This is a genomic window from Pseudomonas sp. F-14 TE3482, from assembly GCF_053629455.1.
The window spans coordinates 6,375,234-6,390,188 of the sequence record NZ_JBRJII010000001.1 but is presented as its reverse complement, the minus strand read 5'-3'; the positions used below and the strand labels follow the sequence as shown (position 1 = coordinate 6,390,188).

The window sequence follows — 14,955 nt, the reverse complement described above, 5'->3', positions numbered from 1 at the left end:
ATAGCGGCCGATCCGAAGTACTGAAAATTTATCCAGCCTTTTTGCGCCCGACAATCCATGATCAGCACTGAACTCAAAACCACGATCCAGGGCGCCTATTCGCGTTTTCTCGAAGCCAAGAGCCTCAAGCCGCGCTACGGCCAACGCCTGATGATCGCCGAAATTGCCAAAGTCCTCGGTGACATCGACACCGACGACGAAGGCCGGCGCAGTGGCGACCCCGCGATTGTCGCGGTGGAAGCCGGCACCGGTACCGGCAAAACCGTGGCCTACAGCCTGGCGGCCATCCCTGCCGCGAAGGCCGCCGGCAAGCGTCTGGTGATCGCCACGGCTACCGTGGCCCTGCAAGAGCAGATCGTCTACAAGGATTTGCCCGACCTGATGCGCAACAGCGGGCTGAATTTCAGCTTCGCCCTGGCCAAGGGCCGGGGGCGCTACATGTGCTTGTCCAAGCTGGATATGTTGCTCCAGGAGGGGCACGCGCAGACTGCCACCGCGCAGCTATTCGAAGAAGAAGGCTTCAAGATCGAGGTCGATGAGGCCAGTCAGAAGCTGTTCACCAGCATGATCGAGAAGCTCGCCGGCAATAAGTGGGACGGCGATCGCGACAGTTGGTCGACGGCGCTGGAAGACGCCGACTGGGCGCGCCTGACGACCGATCACAGTCAGTGCACCAACCGTCATTGCCCGAACTTCGGCCAGTGCGCCTTCTACAAGGCCCGCGAAGGCATGGGCAAAGTTGACGTGATTGTCACCAACCACGACATGGTCCTGGCCGACCTAGCCCTGGGCGGCGGTGCGGTTCTGCCGGACCCGCGTGACACCATCTACGTGTTCGACGAAGGCCACCACCTGCCGGACAAGGCCATCGGCCACTTCGCGCATTACACCCGTTTGCGTTCCACCGCCGACTGGCTGGAAACCACCGCCAAGAACCTCACCAAATTGCTGGCCCAGCACCCGCTGCCGGGCGATCTGGGCAAGTTGATCGAGCAGGTGCCGGAGCTGGCCCGGGAGATCAAGACCCAGCAGCAGTTCATGTTCAGCGCCTGCGAGCAAGCCGCCGACTTCAAACCCGGCGAAGACGTCGAAGGCCGCGAGCGGCCACGTCACCGTTTCGTCGGCGGGGTGATTCCCGAGCACATGCGCGAAATGGGCATTGAGTTGAAGAAGGGCTTTGCCCGCCTGACCGATTTGTTCACCCGCCTCACCGAACTGCTCAAGGAAGGTATGGACGGCGAGGTCAACATCGGCATCGCCAGCAACCAGGCCGAAGAGTGGTATCCGCTGTTCGGTAGCCTGTTGTCGCGCTCTTCGGGCAACTGGGAGCTGTGGACCGCCTTCACCGTCGAAGACCCGGAAGACAACCCGCCCATGGCCCGTTGGCTGACCCTGGCCGAAAGCGGTTCGCTGTTCGACATCGAGGTCAATGCCAGTCCGATCCTTGCCGCAGACATGCTGCGGCGCAATCTGTGGAACGTGGCTTACGGGGCGCTGGTGACATCGGCGACCCTGACCGCTCTGGGCACCTTCGACCGCTTCCGCATGCGTGCCGGCCTGCCTAAAACAGCCGTGACCGCCGTGGTCCCGAGCCCGTTTCATCACGCCGACGCCGGTGTGCTGCGGGTGCCGGACCTGAAAGCCGACCCGCGTGACGCGCCGGCTCACACCGCGGCGATTATTCGCGACCTGCCGCAACTGGTAGAAGGTTCCCGTGGCACCCTGGTGCTGTTCTCATCGCGTAAACAGATGCAGGACGTGTTCGACGGCCTGGACCGCGACTGGCGCAAGCAAGTGTTCATTCAAGGCAACCTGTCGAAGCAGGAAACCCTGAACAAGCACAAGGCGCGGGTCGATGGCGGGGATTCCAGCGTGCTGTTCGGCCTGGCGAGTTTTGCCGAAGGCGTGGATTTGCCCGGTGCGTATTGCGAGCACGTGGTGATCGCCAAGATTCCGTTCTCGGTGCCCGACGATCCGGTCGAAGCGGCGCTGGCGGAATGGATCGAGGCCCGTGGCGGCAATCCGTTCATGGAAATCTCCGTGCCGGACGCTTCGCTGAAACTGGTCCAGGCCTGCGGTCGCTTGCTGCGGACCGAAGAAGACCGCGGCACCATCACCTTGCTCGACCGTCGTCTGGTCACGCAGCGCTACGGCAAAGCTATTCTCAATGCGTTGCCGCCATTTCGTCGTGAAATTTCCTGATGCACCGGTGGGCAAATAAGCCCACCGCGTTGTCTACCACACTGCCACCGCTTTTCCACTGGCCCATTGATGGTCGCTTGGGAGATCCACGTTCCTATGATTCGCCGTTCGTTGCCCGCCGTTTTTGCCTTGATGTTCGCAGCCCCCTTGCTGGCGGCCCCTGCCGGCCAGCAGACGCTGTTCAACTTTGTGCGTCCCGCCGATGTGGTTCAGGTGGCGACCCAGGACGCCAGCCTGCCGCAATCCAACGCGGAGCAAACGGCCGAAGGCGAAGTGCTGCGCCGCGTGACCTTCAACCCGGTCGCCCAGCCGAACTTGCGTCTGACGCCGCAGACCGGTGCCTGGGACTGGTCGCAGTCGGGCGTCATGAGCCTGCGGATCCAGAGTGCGATGAACTGGGCCGTGACCCTGTACGTGAAAATCCAGAGCAACGACGGCAAGACCCTGGTCAGCCGCGTCGATCTGCCGGCCGGCCCGGCGCAAACCCTGCTGGTGCCACTGCAACCGAGTTCGCCTTTGAGCCTGGGCATGAAAGCCGGCCCGCCGATGCCGATCAACTTCGAAGGCCAGCGTGTATTGCTGGCCAGCAGCACCGGTGAGCTGGACCGCAGCCAAGTGGTGTCAGTGACCTTGTCGATGGATCAGCCCAAAGTCGCCCAAAGCATCCTGCTCGAGCGCTTCGGCGTGCAGGATGGCGAGGCTGTCACCAAGGCCGCTTATGGCGGTCTGGTGGACGCCTACGGCCAATCGACCCGGGCCAAATGGCCGGAGAAGGTCAGCAGCGACGAGCAACTGAAATCCGCCGCGGCCAAAGAACAGCAACAACTGAAAAGCTGGCTGGCCGAGCGCGAGAAGCAGTCCCTGGACAAGTTCGGCGGCTGGACCAAAGGCCCTGCGTTCAAGGCCAGCGGCTTTTTCCGCACAGAAAAACGTGACGGCCGCTGGTACCTGGTAACCCCGGAAGGGCATCTGTTCTATTCCCTCGGCGTCAACAGCGTGACCCCGAGCGCAAACCAGACCTACGTCGCCGGTCGCGAGTGGATGTTCGAGTCCCTGCCCAAACCCGACGAGCCCCTTGCCAGCTACTATGGCGAAGGCGACAACCGTGGCGGCAATGGCGCCGACCAGGGCCGAGCCTACAATGCCGGGCGCTGGTACGATTTCTATGGCGCCAACCTGCAGCGTCTGTATGGCGAGCCTTGCGCACCGGGCAGCGACACCAAGGCCGGTGTTGCCGAAGCGGCCAAGGCTGATGCGGTCGAGGCGACGACCGATAAGGCTGCCGAGCAATCAGTCGCTCCTGCGGCGACCGAGTCCGTGGCTGGTGTTGCCGAAGCGGCCAAGACCGGCGCCGTTGAAGCGTCAGTCGAAAAAGCGGCCGAGCAAACGGCCGCCGAACCTTGCAAAGTGGTTTTCGACGAAAAGCGTTGGGCCAGTCACACCCTCGATCGCCTGCAAGCCTGGGGTTTCAACACCCTCGGCAACTGGAGCGCACCGGTGTTTGGCAACGCTGACCGAGTGCCATACACCCTGCCGCTGTCGATCGTCGGCGATTACGCCAGCATCAGCACCGGCACCGATTGGTGGGGCGGCATGCCCGATCCGTTCGATCCGCGTTTCGCCATGGCCACCGAGCGCGCCGTGGCCATCGCCGCCCGCGACCATCGCGACGATCCTTGGCTGATCGGTTACTTCGCCGATAACGAACTGGCCTGGGCCGGTCCCGGTGATGACCCGAAGGCCCGTTACGCGCTGGCCTACGGGACCTTGAAAATGACCACCGATGTGCCGGCCAAACGTGCCTTCCTCAAACAACTGCGTGATAAGTACCGCAACCAGGCGGGCCTTTCCAAGGCATGGGGCATTGATCTGCCGGCCTGGGAATTGATGGAAGACCCGGGCTTCGTGCCGCCGCAGCCGAGCGCCGAGTACCCGGAAATCGAAGCCGACTTCAAATACTTCCAGAAAGTGTTCGCCGACACCTACTTCAAAACCGTTTCCGACTCGCTCAAATGGCATGCGCCTAACCAGTTGTTGCTGGGTGGCCGTTTTGCCGTCAGCACCCCGGAAGCCGTCGAGTCCTGCGCGCAATACTGCGACGTGCTGAGCTTCAATATGTACACCCTGCAACCCCAGGACGGTTACGACTTCGCCAGACTGCGCAGCCTGGACAAGCCGGTGCTGATCACTGAATTCAATTTCGGTTCGACGGATCGCGGCCCGTTCTGGGGAGGCGTGACGCAACTGGCGAAAGAAGAAGACCGCGGCCCGGCCTACGCCAATTTCCTCAAGCAGGCGATGAGCGAACCGTCGATTGTCGGGGTGCATTGGTTCCAGTACCTCGATCAACCGGTGACCGGTCGCCTGCTGGATGGCGAGAACGGTCACTTCGGGCTGGTGGGTATTACTGATCTGCCGTTCCAGGGCTTTGTCGACACGGTGCGCAAAAGCAATGTGCAGACTGTCGATCAACTCGGCAAAGAGGCCGAGAAGGCCAGGGCCGAGGCGGAAAAAGCCGCCGGGAACCATGAAGGCGAGAGCGGCAAGCAAGGTGCTGCCGGCAAAGGTGCGGAGCAGGGCGCCGGCCATGCGGGTGGGCATTCGGGCAATGGTCATTAAGCACTGAGATCCCCTGTGGCGAGGGAGCTTGCTCCCGTTGGACTCGCAGCAGTCCCATTCTTTATGGGGATAAGGGGGCCGCTCCGCGCCCCAACGGGAGCAAGCTCCCTCGCCACAAAGGTTACTGATTAATTCCATGGGCGACCGCCCGGCCCGACCCTGTTCCCAAATCCCTCAAGGGCTGGAACAATGCGGGCCACTTTATAGAGCGTTTATCCGGGAGCGTTGTGGGTGCAGATTCAGGGTCATTACGAGCTTAAGTTCGAAGCGGTGCGCGAAGCTTTTGCGGCGCTGTTCGACGATCCTCAGGAGCGTGGTGCGGCGTTGTGCATTCGCATTGGCGGTGAAACTGTCCTCGACCTCTGGGGTGGTACCGCCGACAAGGACGGCACCGAAGCCTGGCACAGCGACACCATTGCCAACCTGTTTTCCTGCACCAAGACCTTCACCGCCGTGACCGCGCTGCAACTGGTGGCCGAAGGCAAGCTGCAACTGGATGCTCCAGTCGCTCGCTACTGGCCCGAGTTCGCTGCCGCCGGCAAAGAATCCGTGACCCTGCGCCACTTGCTCAGTCATCAGGCCGGCCTGCCTGCGCTGCGCGAATTGCTGGCGTCAGAAGCACTTTACGACTGGCAGACCATGGTCGATGCCCTGGCTGCCGAAGCACCATGGTGGACACCGGGTCAAGGTCACGGTTATGCGGCGATCACCTATGGTTGGCTGGTCGGTGAATTGCTGCGTCGCGCCGACGGTCGTGGGCCGGGCGAGTCCATCGTGGCACGGGTCGCGAAGCCTTTGGGGCTGGACTTCCACGTTGGCCTCGCCGACAAAGAGTTTCATCGCGTGGCGCACATTGCCCGTAGCAAGGGCAACCTCGGCGACGCCGCGGCCCAGCGCTTGCTGCAAGTGACCATGCGCGAGCCGACGGCCATGAGCACGCGGGCCTTCACCAATCCGCCGTCTATAATGACTAGCACCAACAAACCGGAATGGCGGCGCATGCAGCAGCCGGCCGCCAATGGCCACGGCAATGCCCGCAGCCTGGCCGGGTTCTACGCCGGTTTGCTCGACGGCAGCGTGCTGGAAAGCGACATGCTCGAGGAGCTGACCCGCGAACACAGCGTCGGCGAAGACAAGACTTTATTGACCCGGACCCGCTTCGGCCTGGGTTGCATGCTCGATCAACCGGACGTACCCAACGCCACCTATGGCCTCGGCCCACGGGCGTTCGGTCACCCGGGCGCCGGCGGTTCCATCGGTTTTGCTGATCCGGAATACGATGTGGCCTTCGGCTTTGTGACAAATACCCTGGGGCCGTACGTCTTGATGGATCCACGAGCGCAACAGCTTGTGCGAGTACTGGCCACTTGTCTGTAAATCACGCTTAAGGGGGCCAGGGCCGGAACCCGAAAGCCTTTGTGGTTTCAAAGCGCTGTTTATCCGGGCTAACCCGGTCTGATTTTTCATTACTTCATTTTGTGGATATCCAATGTCATCCAATAAAACTCTCGCCCTGGCCCTGTGCTTCGCTATCACCGGTTGCGCACAAACCCCACAAAATGACGCAGACGGCGGCAGCTGGTGGCCGTTCGGCTCTTCCGACAAGGTTGCGACCAAAGAACCGGCCCCGGCCCCGTTGAAACCTGCTGCAACAGCCCCCGTCGCCAAGGCTGACAGTGCATCCCCTTGGTACTGGCCGTTCGGTTCCGATGACGCTGCCGACAAAGTGGCCAAACCGGACGTGAAGCCGGAAGTTAAACCTGAAGCCAAGCCGGCCGTTGCAGCCAAGGCTGAAGCCGATGCCGGTGGCAATTGGTGGTGGCCGTTCGGCGGTAAGGAGCAGAGCACCGCCAAGGTCGTACCGATGCCCGACCCGAAAGTCACCCAGGCCTGGCTCGACGACTACGAACCGCGTCTGCGCGAGGCGATCAAGGACAGCAACCTGAAACTCGAGCGCCGCGAAAACGTGCTGGTCGTCACGGCACCGGTAGAAGGTTCGTTTAACCCTGACCGTCCGTCCATGCTGCTGCCGGTGACACTCGGCCCGTTCACCCGTGTCGCGAAAATCCTCGAAGTCGATCCAAAGACAGCCGTGCTGGTACTCGGTCACAGTGATACGTCGGGCGCCGCACCGGCCAATGTGAAGCTGAGCCAGGAGCGTGCCCAAGCGGTGGCGGCGATCTTCCGTCTCAGCGGTCTGCAGCGTGATCGTTTGATGCTGCGCGGCATGGGTGGTGAGGCTCCGCGCGCCGCCAACGACAGTTCTGAAGGTCGTGCCCTGAACCGTCGCGTCGAGTTGTTGGTGACCCCGGCAAACACCATGGTCGCGCTGCTGAGCAAGTACAACATGCCGGCTCCTGCACCCGTGAAAACCATGGTCGCTGCGCAAGACATCAAGCCAGTGGCCAAGCCTGTGACCCCGGCGCCTGCTGCGAAGAAAGCGGCTGTGCCGGCGACGAAAAAGGCCCCGGCCAAGAAAGCGGCTGCCAAGGCGCCAGCCAAAAAAGCCGTGGTGAAAAAGACTGCGCCAGCCAAAGCCGCTGTCGACACCAAGAAAGTCGCTGTCGCCGATGACACAAAGAAGTGATTCGTTAACCAAAAGGAATGCGCCATGACCCGGCCCTTGGCAGATATGCGTCGCGACTACACCCGAGATGGCCTGACCGAGGCGCAAGCCCCGGCCGAGCCGTTCGCGCTGTTTCATCAGTGGTTTGCCGATGCGGTGAAAACCGAGCAGGTGCCGGTGGAGGCGAATGCCATGACGCTGGCCACCGTCGATCAGGACGGTCGGCCGCATTGCCGCATCCTGCTGCTCAAGGGGTTGGACGAGCAGGGCTTCACCTTTTTCACCAACTACGATAGCGACAAGGGGCAGCAACTGGCAGCCAATCCATTTGCGGCCATGACGTTCTTCTGGCCGGCCCTGGAGCGCCAGGTGCGCATCGAAGGGCGGGTGGTGAAGGTCACGCCTGAAGAGTCCGACGCTTATTATCAGGTTCGTCCTCTGGGCAGCCGTCTCGGTGCCTGGGCCTCGCCCCAGAGCCGGGTCATCGCCGATCGCGGCGAACTGGAAGCGCTGCTCAAGAATACCGAGCAACGTTTCAGCGATACTCAGCCTCACTGCCCCGAACACTGGGGCGGTTATCGTTTGCTACCCGAGCGCATCGAATTCTGGCAGGGCCGTCCGAGCCGTTTGCACGATCGCCTCAACTATCGCTTGGAAGGCACCGACTGGGTTCGTGAGCGCCTGGCACCGTAACGTAAATAGCCTACCGATCGGAGTACCCTGCCGCAGCGGCCGCCAGCCACTGAGGCAGGTCCCGCCGCTTGATCTTCTGCGCTTGAGCGTTCGCCAGTTGCTGGAGCATAAAGGCTCTTTTCTGTTCGTCTTTACCCGCCAGTGACAACGCCAGATCGCGGTCCATCCAGCGTTTGATCCGCACGTACAGCCACCAATGGAAGTACAAGCCGGCAACGGTCGTGACGACAATGATGAAGTAATCCATGAAAGTCCTTGGGTCTGCGGCGCAGATTTTGTAATTTGCCGCTACTGTATGTGAGTTCGAAAAAAGCGCCTGTATCGGGCCTGAATGAAACCAATTTTATCCGGGCAATGCCGTGACAGGCGTCAAGCTGCGGAGTTTAATGGATACCTGTCCTATGGAGTTTGATGCTATGCGTAAGTCTGTTCTGCTGGTTGCTTCCTTTTCCACGATGGCGATGTTGCTCTCCGGTTGCCAATCGAGCCTGACCGGTGACTCCTACTCCCGTGACGAAGCGCGTCGTGTGCAGACGATTCGCATGGGCACTATCGAAGCGCTTCGTCCGGTGAAAATCGAAGGCACCAAAACCCCGATCGGCAGCGTCGCGGGCGCAGCCGTGGGTGGTGTCGGCGGTAGCTCCATCGGCGGCGGTCGCGGCAGCATTGTCGCAGCGGTCATCGGTGCTGTTGCCGGCGGCCTGATAGGCTCGGCTGCCGAAGAAGGCCTGACCCGTACGCAAGGTGTTGAAATCACCGTGCGCGAAGACGATGGCAGCATGCGCGCCTACGTGCAGGAAGTTCAGCCAAACGAAGTGTTCCGCGTGGGTGAGCGGGTGCGGATTGCCACGGTTGATGGCACCAGCCGCGTTACGCACTAAGCGGGAATACGGGTAAAAGAAAACCCCGATCAGGTGACTGGTCGGGGTTTTTTGTAGTTGGTTTCGTCAGTTATGTCAGATTCAATATCTTTAGTCGTTGCTACAGAGTCCCATGTAGTACATCAGGTCTTCTCTGAAGGGGTCACCCACCAAGTCCAAAATCACACTGGCTTGATCGTGAGAGAGTGTGTGCTCACCCATAGGTACATCCCATAAGGTTGACCAGCCCATGACTTTCAACACTGCCGTCTCTAAGGTTTGCGGCACATCCTTTTCATATTGCAATGAATTGTCGGGATTCGGCTCCGGGAAAAATCCGGTAATTGCGATAAATATCATTCTTATCCCTCATCATTACTTCGTTGAAGTCCGTCTTTCAGGTTTTGCTTTTCCTGTCTGTTCGCCAGTTTTTGCATCAAACTCCCCTAAGTGATCCCCGGCCCAGTTGTACACTTCGACGGCGCCATGTTGATAATCCCACTCATAAATGCGCTTCTTACTTTCCCAGCGTTTTCGATTTCCTTTAGTTTGAACAGGGATAGCATCGGGGAATGCCGGCAGAACCTTTGGCGGAGGATGATAACCGTGGTCACCACTGATAGGCCTTGCCACCACTACGTATAACGGCTTCACCCCCGAATCCGCCGGAAAAACAAGAATGAAATCCTTATACTCCGGCGGATAAACCGGGTTCACGATGATGCTGTCAGCCGCCTTCGTCGGCGGGTAAACCCAGATATGCGGTGCTTGCGGTGCGGCTTCCAGCGCGGGGATGCCTAGGATGTTTGAACCGTCCTCGCCCGGTGTCCAGATCAGCTCAACGCCGTCTCCAAGGTCCGCCACCTGCTGACTGCCGCGCAAGGCGAATTGCACGACATCGACCATCTCCCAGTCACGGTTTTTACCGGTGTAGAAACCATACCCCTTGAGACTGCCGTCAGCCTGTTGCTCGACCCGCAGGCGCACGCGAGTGCGGGCCTGTTTAAGGGATCGCAGTTGGTCTTCGGTATAGAGCGAGCTGTCGCCAAGGCTCGACGGTATGACCAGGGCCACCAGGCCTGCCAAGGTGGCCGCAGCGGTGCTGGCGGCGACGGCGGGCAGTGCGGTGAACGCTGAGCCGGTCAAAGCAAAACTGCCGAAACCTGCCGGAACCGCAGTGCCACTGATTTTCTTGAGCGGTACAACACCGCTTTCATCGGCCTCGCGAGCGCCGAGCAGGATCAGTTCGCCGTAATCTTTCAGGCTGTCAGTCGGAACAACGCCAGAGGGATTCGTGTAGTCGATGATTGCGTCGGGCAGCTTGCAGGACTTGGCGAATACGCAGCCCGCGCGGACAACGTTGTCTTTCTTCGCCGCGACTTGAAGGCTGTCTTCGAAGATCTGCTGCCTGGCGAGCATGGCGTCGTAGGCGTTTTGCCTGGCGTCCCGCTCGGCCAATTCAGTGGCAGTCATGTAGCGGTGGGTGACGTGATGCCCATCGCCTGACGGTGGGTTTTTAACCCGGGGGATGTCCTTGTTGCCAGCCACTGATTGTCCTTTCGCTCGTCCATCGGCAACCCCTGAAAGAGGGGCTGCACGACGTTAACGAACGTGGCTAAGCGTGGCTGTAGGACGAATCCTGAATGTCGCTAAGAGTGTTCTCTATCGCTCAGGAAGGCAGTGCGGGGTTCTTGCGACTCGCTGCCGCCGTCACCGCATAACCGATCAATGCCGCCAGTATCGAGCCGGTCAGAATCCCCATTCGATCCATCCCGGCGTATTCACTGGTGCCGGGCACGAAGGCCAGGGAGCCGACGAACAGGCTCATGGTGAACCCGATGCCGCAAAGGATCGCCACACCCAGCACCTGGCCCCAATTGGCGCCTTGGGGCAGGGTAGCGATGCCGATTTTTACCGCCAGCCAGGTCAGGCCGTAGACACCGATGGTCTTGCCCAGTAGCAGGCCGACGGCGATGCCCATCGGCACGTCGTGGGTGAAGCTTTCGGCGGTCACGCCGCTCAGGGACAGGCCGGCGTTGGCGAAGGCGAACAGCGGCAGGATGCCGTAGGCCACCCACGGATGCAGGGCATGTTCCAGGGTCAGCAGCGGCGAAGGCTCGGCGTTTTTCGTGCGCAGTGGAATGCAGAAGGCCAGGGTCACGCCGGCCAGCGTGGCGTGCACGCCGCTCTTGAGTACGCAGACCCAGAGGATCAGCCCGATGATCATGTACGGCCCGAGCTTGACCACGCCGAGTCGGTTCATCCCGATCAAGGCCGCGATGCAGGCTGCGGCCAACGCGAGGGACAAGGTCGACAGTGCGCCGGAATAGAAGATCGCGATGATGATGATCGCGCCCAGGTCGTCGATGATCGCCAGGGTCATCAGGAACAGTTTCAGCGACACCGGCACGCGTTTGCCCAGCAGGGCCAATACGCCGAGGGCGAAGGCGATGTCGGTGGCGGTCGGAATGGCCCAGCCACTCAGGGCGGACGGGTTGTCGCGGTTGAGGAACCAGTAGATCAGCGCCGGCACCACCATGCCGCCAATCGCCGCCGCGCCGGGCAGGACGATTTGCGACGGTTTCGACAGCTGGCCGTCGAGGACTTCGCGTTTCACTTCCAGGCCAATCAGCAGGAAGAACAGGGCCATCAGGCCGTCGTTGATCCACAACAGCAGTGGCTTGGCGATTTTCAGCGCGCCGATCTGAGCCACCACGGGGGTGTCCAGCAGCCCGCTATAGAGCCACGACAGTGATGAATTGTTGATGATCAGGGCGAGAGCGGCGGCGGCGATCAATAACAGACCGCTGGCAGCTTCCAACTGAAAGAAACGCGTGAACGTGCTACGCAGAGGCAAGGTCGCTCTCCATCGATGAATTCAAAAAGGTGGCACACCCTAACCCGTACCGTTAGTTGTTAAAACAAAAGTTATATTCTTTTTTGTTATATACCGTTACAACGTGTGGCGCTCAGCAAAGGCCTGAGCCTAGCAGTTGCCGGACGTATTGGACCTCAGCTGTATCTGTGCATGATGTAGGTTCTTTCCTAAGCTTGTGGGCTGAGCCTTGCGACAAGGCCGACTCTTTGCCTGATTCAACGAGAAAACCATCATGAGCGACAACCGACAGTGGGCCCGCGAAGCCATCCGGATCATCGAAGCCGACTTCCAGCGTAGCGCCGATACCCACCTGATTCCCTTGCCGCTGCCGGGGTTGCCGGGTATCGAGTTGTATTTCAAGGATGAGTCGAGCCATCCCACCGGTAGCCTGAAACATCGGCTGGCGCGCTCGTTGTTTCTTTACGCCCTGTGTAACGGCTGGCTCAAACCCGGTGCGCCGGTGATCGAAGCCTCCAGCGGTTCGACGGCGATTTCCGAGGCGTACTTTGCCCGGTTGCTGGGTTTGCCGTTCATTGCAGTAATGCCCGCAAGCACGTCCAAGGAAAAGATCGCGCAGATCGCTTTCTACGGTGGCAAGAGCCATCTGGTGGACGATCCGACGCAGATCTACGCCGAGTCCGAACGCCTGGCTCGCGAACATGACGGGCACTTCATCGACCAGTTCACCTACGCCGAACGCGCCACCGACTGGCGGGCGAACAACAACATCGCAGAATCGATCTTCCAGCAGATGCGCTTCGAGCAACATCCGGAACCGAGCTGGCTGATTTCCAGCCCCGGCACCGGAGGCACTACCGCGACGCTCGGCCGTTACGTGCGCTATCGCCAGCACTCCACCCGCGTGCTGTGCGCCGATGCCGAGCGTTCGGTGTTCTTCGACTATTACCAGACCGGCGATGCCAGCTTGCGCCTGGATTGCGGGTCACGGATTGAAGGCATTGGTCGTCCGCGAGTGGAAGCGTCGTTCCTGCCCAAGGTGATCGATGCGATGGTCAAAGTACCGGATGCGTTGTCGCTGGCGGCGATGCACTATCTGGCGCAGCGTTTGGGTCGGCATGTAGGCGGATCAAGCGGCACCAACCTGATTGGCGCGCTGATGGCGGCGCAACAGATGAAGGCGGCGGGGGAGTCGGGGTCGATCGTGGCGATTCTGTGCGATGGCGGCGAGCGCTATGCCACCACCTATTACGATCAGGCCTGGCTCAAGGCCCAGGGGTATGAGTTGAGTGGTTTGATGGATGCCGTGGCGGCGAGTGTCGAGCGTGGCGAGCCGTTGCCGGCCAGCGTGTTGCGCGCCAATATCTAAGACCTAACAGACGCTGAAGACCCTTGTGGGAGCCGGGCTTGCCCGCGATGGCGGATTCAAATTCAACAGAAATGTTGACTGATCCACCGCTATCGCGGGCAAGCCCGCTCCCACAGGGGTTTGCATTTTGTCAGGAAATGCCGGTCAGGCCTCGAGGCCAAGTATGTCTCGGGCTACCGCTTCAGCAATCCGAATCCCGTCGACACCCGCCGACAGAATCCCGCCCGCATAACCCGCGCCTTCACCCGCCGGGAACAAGCCCTTCACGTTCAGGCTTTGCATCGACTCGTTACGGGTAATCCGCAGTGGCGATGACGTGCGCGTCTCGATCCCGGTCAACACGGCATCGTGCAGCGAATAGCCACGAATCTGCTTCTCGAACGCTGGCAAGGCTTCGCGAATGGCTTCGATGGCGAACGCCGGCAACGCCAGGGCCAAATCGCCCAAGGCAACGCCCGGTTTGTAGGACGGCTCGACGCTGCCCAATTCGGTCGACGGTTTGCCTGCAATGAAGTCGCCGACCAATTGCGCTGGCGCTTCGTAATTGCTGCCGCCCAACACAAAGGCGTGGGATTCCAGACGTTCCTGCAACTCGATGCCAGCCAGTGGGCCACCTGGGTAATCGACTTCCGGGGTGATCCCGACAACGATCCCGGAGTTGGCGTTGCGCTCGTTACGCGAGTACTGGCTCATGCCATTGGTGACCACGCGGTTCGGCTCGGAGGTCGCTGCCACCACGGTGCCGCCCGGGCACATGCAGAAGCTGTAGACCGAACGACCGTTGCTGGCGTGGTGCACCAGTTTGTAGTCGGCAGCGCCGAGTTTCGGGTGCCCGGCGTATTTGCCCAGGCGTGCGCGGTCGATCAGCGATTGCGGGTGCTCGATGCGGAAACCTACCGAAAACGGCTTGGCCTCCATGTACACGCCACGACCGTGGAGCATGCGGAAGGTGTCCCGAGCGCTGTGGCCGAGGGCCAGAATCACGTGTTTCGAATGGATCTGCTCGCCGCCATTGAGCTCGACGCCGACCAGTTGGCCGTCCTCGATCAAGACGTCAGTGACGCGCTGCTGGAAGCGCACTTCGCCGCCCATGGCGCGAATCTGCTCACGCATGTTTTCCACGACACCGGTCAGACGGAACGTACCAATGTGCGGTTTGCTGACGTAGAGGATTTCTTCCGGCGCGCCGGCTTTGACGAACTCGTGCAAGACTTTGCGACCGATGAATTTCGGGTCTTTGATCTGGCTGTAGAGCTTGCCATCGGAGAACGTACCCGCGCCGCCTTCACCGAACTGCACGTTGGATTCGGGGTTGAGCACGCTTTTGCGCCACAGGCCCCAAGTGTCCTTGGTGCGCTGACGCACTTCGGTGCCCCGTTCGAGAATGATCGGCTTGAAGCCCATTTGCGCCAGCAGCAGGCCGGCGAAGATCCCGCAGGGGCCGAACCCGACCACGATCGGGCGCTGGCTCAGGTCGGCCGGTGCCTGGCCGACCACTTTGTAGCTGACATCCGGCGCCACGTTGACGTTACGGTCATCGGCGAATCTGTGCAGCACCGCCGCCTCATCGCGAACGTTGAGGTCGATGGTGTAGATGAAACACAGTTCGGAGGACTTTTTGCGCGCATCGTAGCTGCGCTTGAACAAGGTGAAATCGAGCAGGTCATCACTGGCGATGCCCAGGCGCTGCACGATGGCAGGGCGCAGGTCTTCTTCGGGATGGTCGATCGGCAGCTTGAGTTCGGTGATTCGTAACATGACGGGATCCGGTTCGCGGGGCGCACAACTGCGCCAAGGCGTTTGAAGCCCG

12 protein-coding genes are annotated in these 14,955 nt (G+C 60.8%); 7 read left to right on the top strand and 5 right to left on the bottom strand.

Features of this window, described 5'->3' with window-relative positions:
• Positions 1 to 57: 57 nt before the first annotated feature.
• From dinG to pdxH, 5 genes are all read left to right on the top strand, one after another.
• The gene (gene dinG / locus AB7M26_RS29080; RefSeq protein WP_218398340.1) at positions 58 to 2,202 is read left to right on the top strand and encodes an ATP-dependent DNA helicase DinG; all 2,145 of its coding nucleotides are present in this window, start codon (positions 58 to 60) and stop codon (positions 2,200 to 2,202) included.
• Between the two features lie 96 nt (positions 2,203 to 2,298).
• A complete protein-coding gene (locus AB7M26_RS29075; RefSeq protein WP_429387298.1) occupies positions 2,299 to 4,821 on the top strand; it encodes a beta-agarase in 2,523 nt (840 codons plus the stop codon).
• 231 nt (positions 4,822 to 5,052) lie between these two features.
• Positions 5,053 to 6,198, top strand: coding sequence for a serine hydrolase domain-containing protein (locus tag AB7M26_RS29070; RefSeq protein WP_429377869.1), 1,146 nt, complete (start codon positions 5,053 to 5,055; stop codon positions 6,196 to 6,198).
• 112 nt (positions 6,199 to 6,310) lie between these two features.
• Positions 6,311 to 7,408 carry an OmpA family protein gene (locus AB7M26_RS29065; protein ID WP_123499270.1) on the top strand — a complete coding sequence of 366 codons (1,098 nt, stop codon included), beginning with the start codon at positions 6,311 to 6,313 and terminating at the stop codon, positions 7,406 to 7,408.
• 24 nt (positions 7,409 to 7,432) lie between these two features.
• On the top strand, positions 7,433 to 8,080 hold the full coding sequence (gene pdxH, locus AB7M26_RS29060; RefSeq protein WP_123499266.1) for a pyridoxamine 5'-phosphate oxidase: 648 nt from the start codon (positions 7,433 to 7,435) through the stop codon (positions 8,078 to 8,080).
• A 10-nt stretch (positions 8,081 to 8,090) separates the two neighbouring features.
• Here the strand turns inward: pdxH and AB7M26_RS29055 are convergent, their stop codons facing one another.
• On the bottom strand, positions 8,091 to 8,327 hold the full coding sequence (locus AB7M26_RS29055) for a hypothetical protein (RefSeq protein WP_192344281.1): 237 nt from the start codon (positions 8,325 to 8,327) through the stop codon (positions 8,091 to 8,093).
• A 169-nt stretch (positions 8,328 to 8,496) separates the two neighbouring features.
• Between AB7M26_RS29055 and AB7M26_RS29050 the strand changes: the two genes are divergently transcribed.
• A complete protein-coding gene (locus AB7M26_RS29050; RefSeq protein WP_123499264.1) occupies positions 8,497 to 8,961 on the top strand; it encodes an outer membrane lipoprotein in 465 nt (154 codons plus the stop codon).
• Positions 8,962 to 9,051: 90 nt separating this feature from the next.
• Here AB7M26_RS29050 and AB7M26_RS29045 read toward each other — a convergent pair whose 3' ends face one another.
• From AB7M26_RS29045 to nhaA, 3 genes are all read right to left on the bottom strand, one after another.
• Positions 9,052 to 9,300 (bottom strand): pyocin S6 family toxin immunity protein, encoded by a 249-nt coding sequence (locus AB7M26_RS29045; protein WP_429377866.1) that lies wholly within the window; start codon positions 9,298 to 9,300, stop codon positions 9,052 to 9,054.
• Positions 9,301 to 9,315: 15 nt separating this feature from the next.
• Positions 9,316 to 10,488 carry an S-type pyocin domain-containing protein gene (locus AB7M26_RS29040; RefSeq protein WP_429387291.1) on the bottom strand — a complete coding sequence of 391 codons (1,173 nt, stop codon included), beginning with the start codon at positions 10,486 to 10,488 and terminating at the stop codon, positions 9,316 to 9,318.
• Between the two features lie 121 nt (positions 10,489 to 10,609).
• Positions 10,610 to 11,797: a Na+/H+ antiporter NhaA gene (gene nhaA / locus AB7M26_RS29035; protein ID WP_429387288.1), complete on the bottom strand. Its 1,188-nt coding sequence runs from the start codon at positions 11,795 to 11,797 to the stop codon at positions 10,610 to 10,612.
• Positions 11,798 to 12,047: 250 nt separating this feature from the next.
• Here nhaA and AB7M26_RS29030 point away from each other — a divergent pair, with 250 nt between their 5' ends.
• Positions 12,048 to 13,145 (top strand): PLP-dependent cysteine synthase family protein, encoded by a 1,098-nt coding sequence (locus tag AB7M26_RS29030; protein WP_185022204.1) that lies wholly within the window; start codon positions 12,048 to 12,050, stop codon positions 13,143 to 13,145.
• Positions 13,146 to 13,289: 144 nt separating this feature from the next.
• Here the strand turns inward: AB7M26_RS29030 and AB7M26_RS29025 are convergent, their stop codons facing one another.
• The gene (locus AB7M26_RS29025; protein WP_008074604.1) at positions 13,290 to 14,903 is read right to left on the bottom strand and encodes an NAD(P)/FAD-dependent oxidoreductase; all 1,614 of its coding nucleotides are present in this window, start codon (positions 14,901 to 14,903) and stop codon (positions 13,290 to 13,292) included.
• Between the last annotated feature and the right edge of the window lie 52 nt (positions 14,904 to 14,955).